17 protein-coding genes are annotated in these 18,468 nt (G+C 59.9%); 6 read left to right on the forward strand and 11 right to left on the reverse strand.

Annotated features, from left to right (window positions below; translation table 11 throughout):
* Positions 1 to 2 precede the first annotated feature (2 nt).
* The 7 genes from AC3IT6_RS26740 to bioB form a co-directional block, all read right to left on the reverse strand.
* A complete protein-coding gene (locus AC3IT6_RS26740) occupies positions 3 to 1,808 on the reverse strand; it encodes a phenylacyl-CoA dehydrogenase (RefSeq protein WP_008051571.1) in 1,806 nt (601 codons plus the stop codon).
* 278 nt (positions 1,809 to 2,086) lie between these two features.
* Positions 2,087 to 2,383: a pyrroloquinoline quinone biosynthesis protein PqqE gene (locus AC3IT6_RS26745; RefSeq protein ID WP_489353624.1), complete on the reverse strand. Its 297-nt coding sequence runs from the start codon at positions 2,381 to 2,383 to the stop codon at positions 2,087 to 2,089.
* Positions 2,384 to 2,506: 123 nt separating this feature from the next.
* Positions 2,507 to 3,187, reverse strand: coding sequence for a dethiobiotin synthase (bioD, locus tag AC3IT6_RS26750; protein ID WP_489353625.1), 681 nt, complete (start codon positions 3,185 to 3,187; stop codon positions 2,507 to 2,509).
* Positions 3,184 to 3,996 (reverse strand): malonyl-ACP O-methyltransferase BioC, encoded by an 813-nt coding sequence (bioC, locus tag AC3IT6_RS26755; protein WP_489353626.1) that lies wholly within the window; start codon positions 3,994 to 3,996, stop codon positions 3,184 to 3,186. Before bioC ends, bioD begins: the two co-directional genes overlap by 4 nt.
* Positions 3,989 to 4,720, reverse strand: a complete 732-nt coding sequence (locus AC3IT6_RS26760) for an alpha/beta fold hydrolase (protein WP_489353627.1) — start codon at positions 4,718 to 4,720, stop codon at positions 3,989 to 3,991. Before AC3IT6_RS26760 ends, bioC begins: the two co-directional genes overlap by 8 nt.
* Positions 4,713 to 5,891 carry an 8-amino-7-oxononanoate synthase gene (gene bioF, locus AC3IT6_RS26765; protein WP_489353628.1) on the reverse strand — a complete coding sequence of 393 codons (1,179 nt, stop codon included), beginning with the start codon at positions 5,889 to 5,891 and terminating at the stop codon, positions 4,713 to 4,715. The genes AC3IT6_RS26760 and bioF overlap by 8 nt, the downstream gene beginning before the upstream one ends.
* Before the next feature lie 159 nt (positions 5,892 to 6,050).
* On the reverse strand, positions 6,051 to 7,106 hold the full coding sequence (gene bioB / locus AC3IT6_RS26770) for a biotin synthase BioB (protein WP_150725167.1): 1,056 nt from the start codon (positions 7,104 to 7,106) through the stop codon (positions 6,051 to 6,053).
* Positions 7,107 to 7,199: 93 nt separating this feature from the next.
* Here bioB and AC3IT6_RS26775 point away from each other — a divergent pair, with 93 nt between their 5' ends.
* The 5 genes from AC3IT6_RS26775 to rarD all read left to right on the forward strand — a co-directional run bounded on the left by AC3IT6_RS26775 (position 7,200) and on the right by rarD (position 12,984).
* Positions 7,200 to 7,940: a ComFC family protein gene (locus AC3IT6_RS26775; RefSeq protein ID WP_489353629.1), complete on the forward strand. Its 741-nt coding sequence runs from the start codon at positions 7,200 to 7,202 to the stop codon at positions 7,938 to 7,940.
* A gap of 63 nt (positions 7,941 to 8,003) precedes the next feature.
* Complete coding sequence (locus tag AC3IT6_RS26780; protein ID WP_489353630.1) at positions 8,004 to 8,768, forward strand: TOBE domain-containing protein; 765 nt, start codon at positions 8,004 to 8,006, stop codon at positions 8,766 to 8,768.
* Between the two features lie 66 nt (positions 8,769 to 8,834).
* Entirely contained in the window at positions 8,835 to 10,736 is a 1,902-nt protein-coding gene (locus AC3IT6_RS26785) for a PhoX family protein (RefSeq protein ID WP_489353631.1), read from the forward strand.
* Between the two features lie 180 nt (positions 10,737 to 10,916).
* Positions 10,917 to 11,891, forward strand: a complete 975-nt coding sequence (locus AC3IT6_RS26790; RefSeq protein WP_095944920.1) for a serine/threonine protein kinase — start codon at positions 10,917 to 10,919, stop codon at positions 11,889 to 11,891.
* Between the two features lie 205 nt (positions 11,892 to 12,096).
* Entirely contained in the window at positions 12,097 to 12,984 is an 888-nt protein-coding gene (gene rarD, locus AC3IT6_RS26795) for an EamA family transporter RarD (protein ID WP_489353632.1), read from the forward strand.
* 215 nt (positions 12,985 to 13,199) lie between these two features.
* Here rarD and AC3IT6_RS26800 read toward each other — a convergent pair whose 3' ends face one another.
* Positions 13,200 to 13,718 carry a glycine cleavage system transcriptional repressor gene (locus AC3IT6_RS26800; RefSeq protein WP_095944918.1) on the reverse strand — a complete coding sequence of 173 codons (519 nt, stop codon included), beginning with the start codon at positions 13,716 to 13,718 and terminating at the stop codon, positions 13,200 to 13,202.
* Positions 13,719 to 14,286: 568 nt separating this feature from the next.
* Between AC3IT6_RS26800 and AC3IT6_RS26805 the strand changes: the two genes are divergently transcribed.
* A complete protein-coding gene (locus AC3IT6_RS26805; RefSeq protein WP_489353633.1) occupies positions 14,287 to 16,464 on the forward strand; it encodes a malate synthase G in 2,178 nt (725 codons plus the stop codon).
* 74 nt (positions 16,465 to 16,538) lie between these two features.
* On the opposite strand, the gene AC3IT6_RS26810 is transcribed toward AC3IT6_RS26805, so the two are convergent.
* The 3 genes from AC3IT6_RS26810 to AC3IT6_RS26820 all read right to left on the reverse strand — a co-directional run bounded on the left by AC3IT6_RS26810 (position 16,539) and on the right by AC3IT6_RS26820 (position 18,270).
* Positions 16,539 to 17,102: a DMT family transporter gene (locus tag AC3IT6_RS26810; RefSeq protein WP_489353634.1), complete on the reverse strand. Its 564-nt coding sequence runs from the start codon at positions 17,100 to 17,102 to the stop codon at positions 16,539 to 16,541.
* 54 nt (positions 17,103 to 17,156) lie between these two features.
* On the reverse strand, positions 17,157 to 17,450 hold the full coding sequence (locus AC3IT6_RS26815; RefSeq protein ID WP_489353635.1) for an EamA family transporter: 294 nt from the start codon (positions 17,448 to 17,450) through the stop codon (positions 17,157 to 17,159).
* Between the two features lie 361 nt (positions 17,451 to 17,811).
* Complete coding sequence (locus AC3IT6_RS26820) at positions 17,812 to 18,270, reverse strand: response regulator (RefSeq protein WP_223445557.1); 459 nt, start codon at positions 18,268 to 18,270, stop codon at positions 17,812 to 17,814.
* Between the last annotated feature and the right edge of the window lie 198 nt (positions 18,271 to 18,468).

An 18,468-nucleotide genomic window follows, 5' to 3' on the forward strand; every position in this document is an offset into this window, starting at 1 on the left:
GCTTAGTAGCCCAGGTCGAAGTTCTCTTCTTTCATGTCCATCAGGTTGTTGGCGCCCGACAGCATGGTTGCGACGTGAGTGCGGGTACGCGGCAGGATGCGCTGGAAGTAGAAACGCGCAGTCTGCAGCTTGGCGGTGTAGAACGCCTCTTCGGAAGTGCCGGCAGCCAGTTTCTCGGCAGCCAGGCGCGCCATGTCAGCCCAGAAGTAGGCCAGGCAGGCGTAACCGGAGTACATCAGGTAGTCCACGGAGGCCGCGCCGACTTCTTCGCGATCTTTCATGGCGGCCATACCGACCTTCATGGTCAGCTCGCCCCACTCCTTGTTCAGTGCAGCCAGCGGAGCGACGAACTCTTGGACCGCTTCGTTGCCTTCGTTGGTCTGGCAGAATTTGTGGACGATCTTGGTGAAGCCTTTCAGAGCCTCGCCTTGGGTCATCAGTACTTTACGGCCCAGCAGGTCGAGTGCCTGGATACCGGTGGTGCCTTCGTACAGCATCGAGATGCGGCTGTCGCGGACGTTCTGCTCCATGCCCCACTCGGCGATGAAGCCGTGACCGCCGTAGATCTGCACGCCGTGGTTGGCCGATTCAAAACCGACTTCGGTCATGAAGGCTTTGGCGATTGGCGTCATGAAAGCCAGCAATGCATCGGCTTTCTTCTTCTCTTCTTCATCCACACCGTACTTGACGATGTCGACCTGCTTGGCGGTGAAGTAAACCATCGCACGGTTGCCTTCGGCGAATGCCTTCATGGTCAACAGCATGCGGCGTACGTCAGGGTGCACGATGATCGGGTCAGCGGCTTTGTCCGGCGCTTTCGGGCCAGTCAGCGAGCGCATTTGCAGACGGTCGCGAGCGTATTTCAGGCCGCCCTGGAAACCGACTTCGGCGTGGGCCAGGCCTTGCAGCGCGGTACCCAGACGTGCGGTGTTCATGAAGGTGAACATGCAGTTCAGGCCTTTGTTCGCCGGGCCGATCAGGAAACCGGTAGCGCCGTCGAAGTTCATCACGCAGGTGGCGTTGCCGTGGATGCCCATCTTGTGTTCCAGGGAACCGCAGGACACGGCGTTACGCGCGCCAACCGAACCATCGGCGTTCGGCATGAACTTCGGCACGATGAACAGGGAGATGCCTTTGGTGCCAGCCGGTGCATCCGGCAGGCGGGCCAGTACGATGTGGACGATGTTGTCGGCCATGTCGTGTTCACCGGCCGAGATGAAGATCTTGGTGCCGGAGACTTTGTAGGAACCGTCGGCCTGAGGCTCGGCCTTGGTGCGCAGCATGCCAAGGTCGGTGCCGCAATGCGGTTCGGTCAGGCACATGGTGCCGGTCCACTCGCCGGAAACCAGCTTGGTCAGGTAAGCCTCTTGCTGCTCAGGGGTGCCGTGCTCGGAGATGGTGTTCATCGCACCGTGCGACAGGCCTGGATACATGCCCCACGACCAGTTGGACTCGCCAACCATTTCGCTGATGGCCAGACCCAGGGACTCCGGCAGGCCTTGGCCGCCGTGTTCTACGTCGTGAGCAAGGCTTGGCCAGCCACCTTCGACGAATTGCTTGTAGGCTTCCTTGAAGCCAGTCGGGGTCTTGACGCCGGACTCGCTCCAGGTGCAACCCTCGATGTCGCCCACGCGGTTCAGCGGAGCCAGTACCTGCTCACAAAACTTGGCGCCTTCCTCGAGAATGGCGTCAACCATGTCCGGAGTTGCGTCGGCACAAGCCGGAAGGCTCTGATAGTGCGCTTCGTAGCCGAGCAGCTCGTCACGAACGAAGCGAATATCACGCAAGGGGGCCTTGTAGTCAGGCATAGCGATAAACCTCTGCTGATGTAACCGGGAATGAACGACCGCATGGATTTGTTGTTGCGATCAAACAGTTGTTTGAAACATACGTTTACGCCCAAATCTTGTCAAGCGTCGATCTTTTGCCGTTCGTCATTGCAGGTTTGGGCACACGGGCACACGACAGCGCAGCCGCGCTTTCGAAGCAGCCCGCCACACTGAAAAGATTAGTTGAGCAAGAAAGACTTACGCAGAAAAACGCCGCGAACAGGCGCGGCGCTGGAGGGTGCGGATTATTTTAAGAATCAAGCGTAGGTATCGATCAACGTCCCGAGCACTTCGTCGGCTGCCTTGGCGACTTTCACGCCCAGCTCCGCCTGAATCTTGCCTTGGGCCATTTCGACCACGTTGCTGCTCAGGTCCGATTGCTGGCTGCGATCAACCGATCGCAGACGATCGACCTGCGCCGCGGAGGACTGGCTGGTGACCGAACGCTCGATCGTCAAGTTGGCGATCTGCCCGGCGGCTTGATCGGCGCGGTTCTGACCTGTCTGAAGGGTGCTCAGACCGGCATAAAAAGCGGTGCTTCCTGAGATTTCCATGGGAAAACTCGTCCTTTCAAAGGATCAACAGCGGCCATTGAAGCAGAGTGGCTGGCAAAACACCCGTCAAAAACTCTAATGGCACAGTGCCTTATCATAGGCAAAGCCCGCATTGCAAAAACGTCAGTCCAACAGGTCCAGTTGCAAGTGCTCGGCCACTGCCTCGGCCGTAACGGCCTTGAGTTTAGGCACACGCCCCAGGCATGGCGCCGGGATGCGCTCGGCAAGGGTGGCCAGGTTTTCTTCCAGCCGCGAGGTCTTGGGGTCGATGATATTGGCCACCCATCCCGCCAGTTGCAAACCGTCCCGGGCAATCGCTTCGGCGGTCAACAAGGCATGGCTGATACACCCCAACCGCACGCCGACCACCAGGATCACCGGCAGCTTCAATGCGATGGCCAGGTCCGACAGATTGTCCTGATCCGCCAAGGGTACGCGCCAGCCGCCGGCGCCTTCGATCAGGGTGAAGTCCGCCTGCATCCCCAGAATCTGCCGCATCGGCGCCAGCAACGACTGCACCGTCAGCGCCACGCCCGCCTCTCGCGCCGCCAGATGCGGGGCAATGGCCGGTTCGAAGGCCACCGGATTGACCTGTGCATACGTCAGCGGCAGCGAACACTCCGCCAGCAAGGCCAGCGCATCGGCGTTGCGCAAACCTTTGGGCGTCACATCGCAACCGGAAGCGACCGGCTTGCCCGCCGCCGTGCTCAAACCCGCCGAACGCGCCGCATGCAGCAGCCCCGCAGCGACCGTGGTTTTACCGACATCGGTATCCGTGCCGGCGATGAAATAGGCTGCGCTCATAAGGGCTTCTCCAAAACGGCGTACACCACTTGATAAGTCGCCGGCAGTCCCTGGGCCTGACGAAACTGTTCATAAGCCTCAATCAGACCCAGAATCCGCGCCCGGCCGGTCAAGCCACCGGGCCGCCCGGGATTGAGATTGTGCGCACCCAACGCCTTGAGTTCATGGGTCAGGCTGCGCACATCCGGGTAATGCAGCACGTGCGCGAGATTTTGCAGACTGAGCACCCTCAAGCCGCTGGCCGCACACAACTGCTGATAAACACCAAACGCCCGGAAGCGATTGACGTGCACCATGCCGTCGACCTGCCGCCAGCTGTCGCGCAATTCGAACAACGTCCCTACACACAGACTAGCAAACGCGAAAATGCCACCCGGTTTCAGCACCCGAAAGGCTTCACCGAGCACCGAGTCGAAGTCCGCGCACCACTGCACCGCCAGGCTGGAGAAGATCAGGTCGCAGGTCGAATCCTGCAGTGGCAATCGCTCGGCATCGCCGGCCACGAAGTGCGCGGCACCGCCCAATGGCCGGGCGTGGTTGAGCATGCCTTCGGCGATGTCCAGCGCCACACCGTGGCTGCCCGGAAACCGCTCACCCAAGGCACGACTGAAATGCCCGGTGCCGCAGCCCAGATCCAGCCAGCGCTGCGGTACAAAGTCCTGCGGCAAGCGCTTGAGCAATTGGCTGCCGACATCACGCTGCAACTCGGCCACGCTGTCATAGCTGGCCGCCGCGCGGGAGAATGATGCTGCTACCTGGCGCTTGTCAGGCAAGGCGCCGGGCAGGTTGGGAAAGGATAGATCAGTCATCGCCGGACTCATGCAAAAAGGCCTGGATCGCCCCCGCCACACCGTGGGGATCCTCCAGGAGAAACGCGTGGCTGGCCTGTTCAATCAGACCGATTTCGACATCCGGCAGCAATGCCAGCAACTCGCCCGCCGCTTGCGCCGGCACCAGCCCGTCGAGGCCGGCGAACAGATGCAGTTGCGGACCGCGGAACGCTTGCAAAGCCTGTCGGGTATCCAGTTGCGCGAGCACTTGCAGACCACTGAGCAGCACCGGCGCGGCGGTGTTCGGGGCGCCACCGAGCAACAACCGCGACAATCCGCGCGGGTCTTCGGCGCCCTGGGCGCAGAGCAGTGAAAAACGTTTCAATGTCGCGCGCGGATCGGCTTCACAGCCCGCCAGAAACGCATCGAAGGTTTCCCCTGGCATGGCGCTTGACCATTGCTCATGGGCGACAAAAGAAGCGTTGCTGGCCAGGGTGAACACACCACAGCAGCGATCGCCACGCCGGGCCGCCAACTCGCAGGCGAGCATGCCGCCCAATGACCAACCGCCAAGCCAGGCGTCTTGCGGCAAGGTCGATTCAAGCTCATCGAGCCACTCTTCAAGGTCGCTCGACTCCAGCTCCGGCAACGGCTCGATCTCGACGTGCAGGTGCTCATCCAGGCCTCGCAAAGCCGCCGCCAGAGGCTCCAGCGGTGAAACGCCAAGGCCCCAACCGGGCAGCAGAATCAGACGATCACGCATGGCTTGGCTCCGGCTTCAGTTGTTGAAAACAATCGGCCAGTCCGTTTAACAATAGCTGTACCTGGGCTTCACTGTGGGCAGCCGTCAGCGTGACCCGCAGCCGGGCGCTGCCGGCGGGTACGGTCGGCGGGCGAATCGCGGTCACCATCAACCCGCGTTCGCGCAGCATCTGCGAAAGGCGCACCGCGCGCCCCGCGTCACCGACCATGATCGGCTGGATCGGCGTGAAGCTGTCCATGAGTTCCAGGCCAATCTGTTCGGCACCGTGGCGGAACTGGCGGATCAGCGTCTGCAAATGCTCGCGGCGCCAGTGTTCGCTGCGCAGCAGTTCCAGGCTTTTCAACGTGGCACAGGCCAGCGCAGGTGGCTGGCTGGTGGTGTAGATGTAGGGACGGGCGAACTGGATCAGGCTTTCGATCAGCTCTTCGCTGCCAGCCACAAAGGCACCCGCCGTACCGAACGCCTTGCCGAGGGTGCCGACCAGCACCGGAACGTCATCCTGGCTCAAGCCGAAGTGTTCGACGATGCCGCCACCGTTGGCACCCAACGGACCAAAACCATGGGCATCGTCGACCATCAACCAGGCGCCTTTGGCCTTGGCTTCTCGGGCCAGCGCTGGCAAGTCGGCGATATCACCGTCCATGCTGAACACGCCGTCGGTGACCACCAGCGTATTGCCGCTGGCTTTTTCCAGGCGTTTGGCCAGGCTCACCGCGTCGTTGTGCAGATAACGATTGAACCGCGCACCGGACAACAGCCCTGCGTCGAGCAGCGACGCATGATTGAGCCGGTCTTCGAGCACCGTATCACCCTGCCCCACCAGCGCCGTGACCGCGCCGAGGTTGGCCATGTAGCCGGTGGTGAACAACAACGCGCGCGGGCGACCGGTCAGGTCGGCCAACGCTTCTTCCAGGGCATGGTGCGGGGAGCTATGGCCGATGACCAGGTGTGATGCCCCTCCGCCCACCCCCCACTTCGAAGCGCCGGCGCGCCAGGCTTCGATCACTTGCGGATGGTTGGCCAGGCCCAGGTAGTCGTTGTTACAGAACGCCAGCAATGGCTGGCCATCGACCACCACTTGCGGCCCCTGCGGGCTTTCGAGCAGCGGGCGCTGGCGGTAGAGGTTTTCGGCACGACGGGCAGCAAGGCGTGCGGCGAGATCGAAAGACATGCAGGCCTCGACTATCAAATGACACAGATCCCCTGTGGGAGCGGGCTTGCTCGCGAATGCGTCGTGTCAGCCAACATCAATGTTGAATGTCAGTCCGCATTCGCGAGCAAGCCCGCTCCCACAGGGTTTTGCATTCCTTCAGAGGAATAAATGCTGGATTCAAACCGCCGCGTTATAGAACTGCTCGCTGCTCTTCTGCTCCACCAGCGCCTGCTCGATAGCCGCCTGATGCACTTCATCGGCGTGCTCTTCGCGGGCTTCCGGCAGGATGCCCAGGCGCGAGAACAGTTGCATGTCCTTGTCGGCCTGCGGGTTGGCGGTGGTCAGCAGTTTGTCACCGTAGAAAATCGAGTTGGCACCGGCGAAGAACGCCAGGGCCTGCATCTGCTCGTTCATGGCTTCGCGGCCGGCGGACAGGCGCACGTGAGATTGCGGCATCAGGATGCGCGCGACGGCGAGCATGCGGATGAAGTCGAACGGGTCGACGTCGTCAGCATTTTCCAGCGGTGTACCGGCGACTTTCACCAGCATGTTGATCGGCACCGACTCCGGATGCTCCGGCAGGTTGGCCAGCTGGATCAGCAGGTTGGCGCGGTCGTCCAGCGACTCGCCCATGCCGAGAATGCCGCCGGAGCAGATCTTCATCCCCGATTCACGCACATACGCCAGGGTTTGCAGGCGCTCACTGTAGGTGCGGGTGGTGATGATGCTGCCGTAGAACTCAGGCGAGGTGTCGAGGTTGTGGTTGTAATAGTCGAGGCCGGCATTGGCCAGCGCTTCGGTCTGCTCCTGATCCAGGCGACCGAGGGTCATGCAGGTTTCCAGACCCATGGCCTTCACGCCTTCGACCATTTTCAACACGTACGGCATGTCCTTGGCCGACGGGTGTTTCCACGCCGCGCCCATGCAGAAGCGGGTCGAGCCGATGGCCTTGGCACGAGCGGCCTCTTCGAGGACCTTCTGCACCTCCATCAGTTTTTCTTTTTCCAGGCCGGTGTTGTAGTGACCGGACTGTGGACAATATTTGCAATCTTCCGGGCAGGCGCCGGTTTTGATCGACAACAGGGTCGACACCTGGACGCGGTTGGCGTCGAAATGCGCACGGTGCACCGTCTGCGCCTGGAACAGCAGGTCATTGAATGGCTGAACGAAGAGTGCTTTGACTTCGGCCAAAGTCCAGTCATGACGCAGGGTTGCAGTGGTGCTGGCACTCATGGGCGTTTCCTTTGAATTATGCTTTGGCATGCGGCTGGGCAATGGAATGTCACAGTCGCCTCACAGATGTTTCGGCATATTTAAGGAAGAGCGATGCGCTGTCAACCACGATACGAAGGGCCGGTTTACATCTGGTTAAAAAACAAACAATCATGTCTTTTGTGCGATGAAACGGCCGACGGCATCCCTCCTGTCTGCACGGCCTGCGAAATCGAATTGCCCTGGCTCGGCGATCACTGCCTGACCTGCGCCCTGCCGCTCCCGGCCGCGGGCCTCACCTGCGGCCATTGCTTGAAGCAGCCGCCGGCCTTCGAACAAGTGATTGTCCCCTGGACCTACAGCTTTCCGGTAGACAGCCTGATCACCCGCTTCAAACACAACGCCAAGTGGCCGTTTGGCCGCCTGCTCGCCGAACTTCTCGTTCAATACCTGCAACATCGCTTCGAAGACGATCTGCAGCGCCCCGATGCGCTGATCCCGGTACCGCTGGCCAACCGACGCCTGCGCCAGCGCGGGTTCAATCAGGCGGCGATGCTGGCTCGCTGGTTGAGTGCGAGTCTCGATATCCCTTGCGACGAACGGTTGCTGCTACGCACCCAAGACACCGACGCCCAACAGGCCTTGAACGCCCAAGACCGCCGAAAAAACCTGCGCAACGCTTTCGCCCTGGCACCCGGCGCCGTCGTCAAAGGCCTGCACCTGGCCCTGGTCGACGACGTACTGACCACCGGCGCCACGGCCCAGGCCCTGGCTCGCCTGCTGATGGACGCCGGTGCGGCAAGGGTCGACGTCTATTGCCTGGCCCGTACGCCTAAACCCGGCGAGACACCCTGACTTGACTCGCGCGGTCCAAGCGGCCAACGTCCTCACCATCGTCACCACCCAAAGCGACTTGTCATGTCTTTGCCAACCTTGTTGTCCCAGCACATTGTCCGCCGTCCGCAGCGCATCGCCCTGCTGCAGCACATCGCCGAACAAGGCTCGATCACCCGCGCGGCCAAAAGCGCGGGCCTGAGCTACAAGGCCGCCTGGGATGCGATCGATGAGCTGAACAACCTGGCGCAGAAGCCGCTGGTGGAGCGGATCGTCGGCGGCAAGGGCGGCGGCGGTGCGCGCCTGTCCAACGAAGGTGAGCGGGTGTTGCGCCTGTACCAGAAGCTGCAAGCCTTGCAGGCCCAGGTGCTGGAAGCCGCTGAAGACGCGAACGACCTCGACCTGCTCGGGCGCCTGATGCTGCGTACCAGCGCGCGCAATCAGTTGCACGGCAAGGTGATCGCGATTGAACCTCAGGGGCGCAACGACCTGATTCGCCTGGAAGTTGCCAAAGGCGTGATCGTCGCCGCGCAAATCACCCACGACAGCACCGAGCGCCTGGAGCTGCAAATCGGCAGCGAAGTCGTGGCATTGATCAAGGCCGGCTGGCTCGACGTGCTGGAAATCGACTCCGTCGAAACCCCTGGACACAATTGCCTCAACGGCATCATCGAAAAAATCCTCGACGCCGACGATGGCCCCAGCGAAGTGCGCATCACCCTGCCCAACGGCCTGACGCTGTGCGCATTGGCCGAATCGAGACATCTGCAGGCATTGGGGCTGACGTCCGGCAAACCGGTGCGCGTGGAGTTTTCGCCGTCCAGGGTTCTGCTGGGCACGCCGCTTTAAACAAACTGCAACAAAAGGTTCATTACTCTTCATTAAGGTGTCTGCACAAATCGCAGGGAGCCTGAAATGAGCCTATTAGAAGAAAACCAGTCCACCGACCTCGAAAACATGGTCGGCCTCAGCCGTCGCGGCTTCATCAGCGCAGGTGCCCTGTGCGGCGCGGCGATGTTCCTCGGCGGCAACCTGCTGAGCCGTAGCGTGATGGCCGCCAGCGTCAGCGCCGGCAACAGCCAGTTGCTGGGCTTCGACAGCATTGCCGCCGCCACCAGCGACACCATCACCCTGCCAGCGGGCTACAAGTCCTCGGTGCTGATCAGCTGGGGCCAGCCTCTGTACAAGGACGGCCCGGCGTTCGACCCGAGCGGCAACGGCAGCGCCGAACATCAGGAAGTCCAGTTCGGCGACAACAACGACGGCATGAGCCTGTTCGAATTTCCGGGTGAAAAAGACCGGGCGCTGATGGCGATCAACAACGAATACACCAACTACCGCTACCTCTACGCCCACGGCGGCATGCCGCAATCGGCGCAAGAAGTGCGCAAGGCGCTGGCCTGCGAAGGTGTGTCGGTGATTGAAGTGCAGCGCAAGAACGGCCAATGGCAATTCGTCCAGGGCTCGCGCTACAACCGCCGCATTCACGGCAACGCACCGATCACCCTGAGCGGCCCGGCCGCCGGACATGCCCTGCTGAAAACCAGCGCCGATCCGCACGGCAAGAACGTCCTCGGCACGTTCCAGAACTGCGCCAACGGCAAGACGCCGTGGGGCACCTATCTGACCTGTGAAGAGAACTTCACCGACTGCTTCGGCAGCAGCAACGCCGAGCAGAAATTCGACCCGGCGCAAAAACGCTACGGCGTGGTGGCCACCAGCAAAGAGATCAACTGGCACCAGCACGACGAACGCTTCGACATGGCCAAGAACCCCAACGAGCTGAACCGTCACGGCTGGGTGGTGGAGATCGATCCGTTCGATCCGAAGTCGACGCCGGTCAAACGCACGGCCCTCGGGCGCTTCAAACACGAAAACGCAGCCCTTGCGGAAACTGGCGACGGTCATGCCGTGGTGTACATGGGCGACGATGAACGCGGTGAGTTCATCTACAAATTCGTCAGCCGCGACAAGATCGACCACAAGAACCCCAAGGCCAACCGCGACATTCTCGATCACGGCACCCTGTACGTGGCGCGTTTCGATGCCGGCGACGGTAACGTCGATCACCCGAAAGGCCTGGGTGAATGGATCGAACTGACCCACGGCAAAAACGGCATCGACGCCAGCAGTGGTTTTGCCGATCAGGCCGAAGTGCTGATCCACGCGCGTCTCGCCGCCAGTGTGGTGAAGGCCACGCGCATGGACCGCCCGGAATGGATCGTGGTCAGCCCCAAGGACGGCCAGGTCTACTGCACGCTGACCAACAACGCCAAACGCGGCGAAGACGGGCAACCGGTGGGCGGGCCGAACCCGCGCGAGAAGAACGTTTACGGGCAGATCCTGCGCTGGCGCACCGAGCGTGACGATCACGGCTCGAAAACTTTTGCCTGGGACCTGTTCGTCGTCGCCGGTAATCCGGGGGTTCACGCCGGCACACCCAAAGGCGGATCGTCGAATATCACGCCGCAAAACATGTTCAACAGCCCGGACGGTTTGGGCTTCGACAAGGCCGGACGCTTGTGGATTCTCACCGATGGCGATTCGAGCAACGCCGGAGACTTTGCCGGCATGGGCAACAACCAGATGCTCTGTGCCGACCCGGTAACCGGCGAGATCCGCCGCTTCATGGTTGGCCCGGTAGGTTGTGAAGTGACGGGGATCAGCTTCTCGCCAGATCAGAAAACCCTGTTTGTCGGGATCCAGCATCCGGGCGAAAACGGCGGTTCGACCTTCCCCGAGCACCTGCCTAACGGCAAACCGCGGTCCTCGGTGATGGCAATTTCGCGGGAAGATGGCGGGATCGTCGGCGCCTGACAGGCCCTCATCGCGAGCAAGCTCGCTCCCACAGGGAATCATGTTGTCCTTGTGGGAGCGGGCTTGCCCGCGAAGGCGTCAGCCCAGACACCACACATCTCAAGCCCACCCCCTAAAACCGCGCCGTCTGCGCTACCATGCCTGGCCGGACGCAGCAGCCTGCTGCGCGCAGGAGTCAGCATGGCCCACCCGTTTGAAACCCTCACACCAGACCTCGTGCTCGATGCCGTCGAAAGCATCGGCTTTCTCAGCGACGCGCGCATCCTGGCCCTCAACAGCTACGAGAACCGCGTCTATCAAGTCGGTATCGAAGACGCCGAGCCGCTGATCGCCAAGTTCTACCGGCCGCAACGCTGGAGCAACGAAGCGATTCTGGAAGAGCACCAGTTCACCGCCGAACTCGCCGACTGCGAGGTGCCGGTCGTGGCGCCGTTGATCCACAACGGTGAAACCCTGCACGAACACAACGGCTTCCGTTTCACCCTGTTCCCCCGCCGTGGCGGCCGCGCGCCGGAGCCGGGCAACCTCGACCAGTTGTATCGCCTGGGCCAGTTGCTCGGGCGCCTGCATGCGGTCGGCTCGACCCGGCCGTTCGAGCACCGTGAAGCGCTGGCGGTGAAAAATTTCGGCCATGACTCGCTGGCCACGTTGCTCGACGGCAATTTCATCCCCCGCAGCCTGCTGCCGGCCTACGAATCGGTGGCCCGCGATCTGCTCAAGCGTGTGGAAGATGCCTACAGCAACACACCGCACCAGAACATCCGCATGCACGGTGACTGCCACCCCGGCAACATGATGTGCCGCGACGAGATGTTCCATATCGTCGACCTCGACGACTGCCGCATGGGTCCGGCGGTGCAGGACATCTGGATGATGCTCGCTGGCGATCGTCAGGATTGCCTGAGCCAGCTGTCGGAACTGATGGACGGCTACAACGAGTTCCACGACTTCGACCCGCGTGAACTGGCCTTGATCGAACCGTTGCGCGCCTTGCGCCTGATGCACTACAGCGCCTGGCTCGCCCGCCGCTGGGAAGATCCGGCCTTCCCCCGCAGTTTCCCGTGGTTCGGCACCGAGCGTTATTGGGGGGACCAGGTATTGGCGTTGCGCGAACAACTGGCGGCGCTCAATGAAGAGCCACTAAAACTCTTCTGACCCACACAGAACAAATGTGGGAGCGGGCTTGCTCGCGAAAGCGGCGTGTCAGTCGACATCAATGTTGAATGACTCACCGCCTTCGCGAGCAAGCCCGCTCCCACAGGTACCGCGTTCACAAATACCCAACCTATTCAGTCAGGACATTCGCAGACAAATCTCCTTACAATCCCTTCTTTGTTAGCTGCCTAAGCAAGGATTCTGCATGCAAGCCGCCAACCCGCGTCGCGGGTACATTCTAGGCCTGAGTGCCTACATCATCTGGGGGCTTTTCCCCCTCTATTTCAAAGCCATCGCCAGCGTGCCCGCCGTGGAAATCATCATCCACCGGGTGCTGTGGTCGGCACTGTTCGGCGCCTTGTTGCTGATGGTCTGGAAGCATCCCGGCTGGTGGCGCGAACTGCGGGAAAACCCGCGGCGGCTGGCGATCCTGGCACTGAGCGGTGCGCTGATCGCGGCCAACTGGCTGACCTACGTCTGGTCGGTGAACAACGGACGCATGCTGGAGGCCAGCCTCGGCTACTACATCAACCCGTTGGTGAACGTGTTGCTGGGCATGCTGATCCTCGGCGAACGGCTGCGGCGCATGCAATGGATTGCCGTCGGTCTGGCGGCTGTCGGTGTGGCGCAGCAAGTCTGGCAAGTCGGCAGCCTGCCGTGGGTGTCGCTGGTGCTGGCTCTGACCTTCGGTTTCTATGGCCTGATTCGCAAGCAGGCGCCAGTCAAGGCGCTGCCGGGGCTGGTGGTGGAAACCTGGATGCTGGTGCCGATTGCCCTCGGCTGGTTGCTGCTCAATCCGACGGCCAGCAGCGCCCAGGCCGAATTCTGGACCACCTCCCAAGCCTGGTGGCTGGTCGCCGCCGGCCCGATCACGCTGGTACCGCTGGTCTGCTTCAACGCTGCTGCACGGCATTTGCCCTACACGACACTGGGCTTTATCCAGTACCTGGCGCCGACACTGGTACTGCTGCAAGCGGTCCTGCTGTTTGGCGAGCACCTGTCGTCCAGCACCTTGGTAGCGTTCATGTTTATCTGGGCCGGCCTGGCGGTTTACAGCATCGATGCGTGGATAAGTTTGCGCCGCCGCAGCTGATCAAAAAACGCACAAAACCCTACAGGCCACGTCTCCCGTGGCCTGCATCATTCCTTCCCAAGGTTATCCACAGCGTGATCCCCGCCGTTTGTGCGCAAGTATCTGAAACTGCTGGTTTTTTGATCAGAACCTGAAGAGCCCCGGTCGACATGGCCTGGCGGGGTGTCTCTACAGGTTATCCACAGGCCGGTGCACGTTTAACTTGGATAACCTGATCAGGGTTCACTGCGCAGCACCAACTCGACCATCAGGTCGTCAGCCAGGGTTTCCAGGCGCGATTGCAGTACGTCCAGCGACAGGGTCAGCGGTACCGCGAGAATCGCTTCGGCGTGAAACAGCGGCTCGCTGCTCATCGGTGCCGGGCGCACTTCGGTGACCAGCCGTTCCAGATTCACCCCCTGCTCGCTCAGCAAGCGCGTGATGTCACGCACGATCCCCGGACGATCATTGCCTACCAGTTCCATGGCGATCGGTTTCCAGGTGCAGGATTGTTCGATACCGCTTTCAGCGATCAACACGCGAATATCCTGGGCGGACAAACCCTGCAGGGCATCGACCAATTCGTCGTAGGCCTCGGCCGGCACCCCCACCCGAAGAATCCCGGCGAATTGTCCCGCCATGCGCGACATGCGGCTTTCCAGCCAATTGCCGCCGTGCTCGGCAATGCATTGGGCAATGCGCTCGACTTGCCCGGGCTTGTCCGGAGCAAAAACAGTGAGTACGAGGTGGTCCATGGCGCAGCCCTCTAGTCATGACTTTTGTTATAGAGAACCAAGTATAGGCAAGGGATGGAAGGTGCCTGGGCAGATCCGGAATCAATGGTGTATCGACTGGCCTCTTCGCGGACAAGCCCGCTCCCACAGGGTCACGCGCTGTCCTTGTGGGAGCGGGCTTGCTCGCGAATGGTTGCACCGCCGATCTGACTGACCCAACAAATCGTGTACAACTTTTGATATTTAACTGGAACAATCCAATAGTTTTTTGAGAACATCACGCTCCCCGACGTGACCGCAATGCGTCATGGGGTCGCAGAACGACGTAATTAGTCTAATTTTCACAACCGCAATTCATCATGTAGTATGCCGCAGCGCGCACTACATAACGTTGGATCGATGTCTGCCGCAGGCACGTTCGCAACCCTGAAAGCCCTGTCAGCAAGGCCCCAAGCCGTTGATTGGTCCCAACCCAGCCGCCCGTCATGGGCATGTACTGGTAGAGGGGTTTGTGGTTTAAATGGCCAACGGCTTCATTGTTAAATTGAAGAGCTGAAAAGCGAAATAGCTGAGCAGAGTGAGGCAAGCAATGACTGAACACGTTCAAGTCGGTGGCCTGCAGGTCGCCAAAGTCCTGTTCGACTTCGTGAACAACGAAGCCATTCCCGGTACCGGCCTCACCGCCGATAAGTTCTGGGCCGGTGCCGACAAGGTCATCCATGACCTGGCGCCGAAGAACAAAGCCCTACTCGCCAAACGCGATGATTTCCAGGCTCAAATCGATTCCTGGCATCAGGAACGTGCCGGTCAAGCGCACGACGCCGTGGCCTATAAAGCCTTCCTGCAAGAGATCGGTTATCTGCTGCCAGAAGCGGCCGATTTCCAGGCAACGACGCAAAACGTCGACGAAGAAATCGCCCGCATGGCCGGCCCGCAGCTTGTAGTGCCGGTGATGAACGCCCGCTTCGCGCTCAATGCCTCGAACGCCCGCTGGGGCTCGCTGTATGACGCGCTCTACGGTACCGACGCCATCAGCGAAGCCGACGGTGCGGAAAAAGGCAAAGGCTACAACAAGGTGCGCGGTGACAAGGTCATCGCCTTCGCCCGTGCCTTCCTCGACGAAGCGGCGCCTTTGGCGGCCGGCTCCCACGTCGACTCCACCGGCTACAAGATCGTCGACGGCAAACTGGTGGTCGCCCTTAAAGGTGGCAGCAACACCGGCCTGCGCAACGATGCGCAACTGATCGGCTTCCAGGGCGATGCCGCTGCACCGACCGCGATCCTGCTGAAAAACAACGGCCTGCATTTCGAAATCCAGGTCGACGCCAGCACCCCGGTCGGCCAGACCGACGCGGCCGGCGTCAAAGACATCCTGATGGAAGCCGCGCTGACCACCATCATGGACTGCGAAGACTCGGTTGCCGCCGTCGACGCCGATGACAAAGTGGTGATCTACCGCAACTGGCTCGGCCTGATGAAGGGCGATCTGTCGGAAAACGTCGCCAAGGGCGGTCAGACCTTTACCCGCACCATGAACGCCGACCGCACCTACACCGCTGTCGATGGCAGTGAACTGAGCCTGCACGGCCGTTCGTTGCTGTTCGTACGTAACGTTGGTCACCTGATGACCATCGATGCGATTCTGGACAAAGACGGTAACGAAGTGCCGGAAGGCATTCTCGATGGCCTGGTGACTTGCCTGGCATCGATGCACAACCTGAACGGCAACACCTCGCGCAAAAACACCCGCACCGGCTCGATCTACATCGTCAAGCCGAAGATGCACGGCCCGGAAGAAGCGGCGTTCACCAACGAACTGTTCGGTCGCATCGAAGACGTACTGGGTCTGCCGCGCAACACCCTCAAAGTCGGGATCATGGACGAGGAGCGTCGTACCACGATCAACCTCAAGGCCTGCATCAAGGCGGCGAGCGAGCGCGTGGTGTTCATCAACACCGGTTTCCTCGACCGCACCGGCGACGAAATCCATACCTCCATGGAAGCCGGCCCGATGGTGCGCAAGGCGGACATGAAGGCGGAAAAATGGATCGGCGCCTACGAGAACTCCAACGTCGATATCGGTCTGAGCACCGGCCTGCAAGGTCGCGCACAGATCGGTAAAGGCATGTGGGCCATGCCTGACCTGATGGCAGCGATGCTCGAACAGAAAATCGCTCACCCGATGGCCGGTGCCAACACCGCCTGGGTACCATCGCCGACCGCTGCTGCCCTGCATGCACTGCACTATCACAAGGTTGACGTGTTCGCCCGTCAGGCCGAACTGGCCAAACGTGCCCACGCTTCGGTGGACGACATCCTGACCATCCCGCTGGCTGTGAACCCGCAGTGGACCGCCGAACAGATCAAGAACGAACTGGACAACAACTCACAGGGCATTCTTGGTTACGTGGTGCGCTGGATCGACCAGGGCGTTGGTTGTTCGAAAGTGCCTGACATCAACGACGTCGGCCTGATGGAGGACCGTGCAACGCTGCGTATTTCCAGCCAGCACATCGCCAACTGGCTGCGCCATGGCATCGTCACCGAAGACCAGGTCATGGAAAGCCTCAAGCGCATGGCGCCGGTGGTTGACCGTCAGAACGCCGGCGACGCGCTGTACCGTCCGCTGGCCCCGAACTTCGACAGCAACATCGCCTTCCAGGCGGCGGTCGAACTGGTGGTTGAAGGCACGAAGCAGCCGAACGGTTACACCGAGCCGGTCCTGCACCGTCGTCGTCGCGAGTTCAAGGCGAAGAACGGGTTGTAAACCAGCTCCCTCCACAGCAATCCCCCGGTTGAAGAACCGGGGGATTTTTGTTTCTGCGCCCTGCAAATTCAGAACTATCTCCTGAAACGCAACGCGTTTGCAGCGATGTGGCGGCCTATTCTCGTTGCATTCATGAACAAGGCAATTCCAAGGACCGTGATGATGAGCGCAAACAGTTTTTCGCCACCAATGGATTCGTCGAGCACATACCACGAGGTCAAGATACCCGATATCGGAACAATCACTGACAACGGTGCAACCTGGCTCGCCGGATACTTCTCAATCATTCGGTTCCACACCCAATACCCGAATACCGTCGCCACATAGGCCTGGAACAGGACAGATGCCAGCACTGGAGCAGTTATGTCCGTTAGCAACGACTGGAAAGGGGCTGCTCCCTTGACCCAGTAAGTCATCAGGTATAGAGGCGGTGTTGCATACAGACTCGACCAAACGACAAAGGAAAATATATCAGCCACTTTGCTTCTCTTGACCAGCACATTGCAAAGACTCCAGAACAGTGCGCCGAGCAGTACCAGAAAAAGCCCAAAGCTTTCGGCATCACCGTGTGTTACATGAATAATGAACATCAGCCCCACCAACGCCATGAGAATGCCGGCCACTTGTATTGCCGTCATTTTCTCACCAAACAGCAGTACTCCCCAGATGACCGTGAAAAAAGCACTGAATTGCTAGAGCAAAGATGTCACGCCGGCACTGACGCCAAGAAACATGCCGTAGTTCATCAGCCAGCACATTCCGATACCAAACAACAAACCGTAGACGATAGTTACAAAAGTACTGACACCTTTCGGTTTCGGGATGAAGAACACCAATGGCAATGCACAGAAAGTAAAGCGCAACGCTGTCAATATGAACGGATCGATACCGTCTAGACTGATATCAATGACCGTAAAATTACTGCCCCACATGACTGTCACACCGACAATAAGTACAAGATCGCGAAATTCAATTTTCTTTATCATACCGTCCTCATAGCGACACACAACCACACAATCCAGGAAGAGTAATGACCTTTGTCGGTATTTTATCCGCAGGAACTAGCCGCAGACTGAATACACGACAACCATCGGCATACTCAAGCCACTAAAAAGCGGAGTGCCAAACTGGTAACCCGGATAGTGCTACGACAGATTTCATTAAACCAAGTACAACATCAAATAGATGCCTGCATTGACTTTCAAGAACTGAACGATAACTGAATAGTCGGAAGAAGAAACAAGCTATTTGTGAGTAGCCTTTTCGCAGACCAATTAGATAAACTTAATTACAAGTTAAACCCACCAAAACAACTCCAGCCTGTAACTAACAATTACAGGCGCCCAGTTATTTAATGCCCAATTCGCGTTTTACCAGTGTCAGCAGATGACTGGCATCAATCGGTTTGAGCAGAAAGTCCACCACGCTCAGATGCATCGCGGCGATCGCATCCTTCACGTCGGCGTCACCCGAGACAATGATGATCGGCAATGCCGCCCTTACCGATTCGCGTACCTGACGGATCAGTTCCAAACCGTCAACGCGGCCCATCCGCAGGTCGGTGATCAGTAAACCGATCGAGGGCTTTTTGATCTCTGCCTCGGTCTCCAGGATCTTGAGTGCCGCTTCGCCACTGGCCGCGGTCAGGCAGCGAATGCCCTCTAATGCGAGGATCTCTGACAGCAGCGTCCGGGCGTCTTTATCGTCGTCGACGATCAGCACCCGTTGCAGCGGCAGGTCAGGTTCCAGCATGACGGCACTGAGCGCTTCGCGCTCGGCGTCACTCAAAATATCGTGGTCGGACATGGCGTTCCCTACATGTTCAATTCATTTCCCTGGCACAGTGCTGAATCATCACTGAGCAGACCACCAATGTGCACTTCGTCGGATATTTTTCCAATAGCAGAATAGAGAGGTTTTTCTCACCGTTGCGTAAGGTTTTTCCGACATTCCATCACCCTGATTGCCTACCTAGACTTACGTCCAATGGGCACCCCGGCCACA

This window comes from Pseudomonas sp. KH_017, assembly GCF_057840285.1.